A 448-nucleotide genomic window follows, 5' to 3' on the forward strand; every position below is an offset into this window, starting at 1 on the left:
GAACACGGCGTATGTGATCTTCACGTCGGGGTCGACGGGCCGGCCCAAGGGTGTGGGCGTCTCGCATGCGGCGATCGTCAACCGTCTGGTGTGGATGCAGGGGCGGTACGGGCTGACCGCCGAGGATGTGGTGTTGCAGAAGACGCCGTTCACGTTCGATGTGTCGGTGTGGGAGTTCTTCTGGCCGTTGCAGGTCGGGGCGCGGCTGGTGGTGGCGGCGCCGGACGGCCATCGTGACCCGGGGTATCTCGCTGCGGTCATGCGCGCACGGTCGGTGACGGTCGCGCACTTCGTGCCGTCGATGCTGGCGGTGTTCGTCGCCGAACCGGCCGTGGCCGGCCTCTCCGCGCTCCGCTACGTCTTCGCATCGGGTGAGGCGTTGCCGGGCGCGGTCGCGGCGCGTATGCGGACGCTGGTCCCGGGTGTGAGCGTGCACAACCTGTACGGG

The 448-nt window shown here is 69.2% G+C and carries 1 protein-coding gene; it reads left to right on the forward strand.

Going from position 1 to position 448, the window contains the following annotated elements; translation table 11 throughout:
• A partial coding sequence (locus CQZ88_RS29910; RefSeq protein WP_180987014.1) for an AMP-binding protein occupies nucleotides 1-448 on the forward strand: 448 nt, incomplete at both ends.

This window comes from Rhodococcus sp. ENV425 (assembly GCF_002887785.1).
Lineage (GTDB): Bacteria > Actinomycetota > Actinomycetes > Mycobacteriales > Mycobacteriaceae > Rhodococcus > Rhodococcus aetherivorans.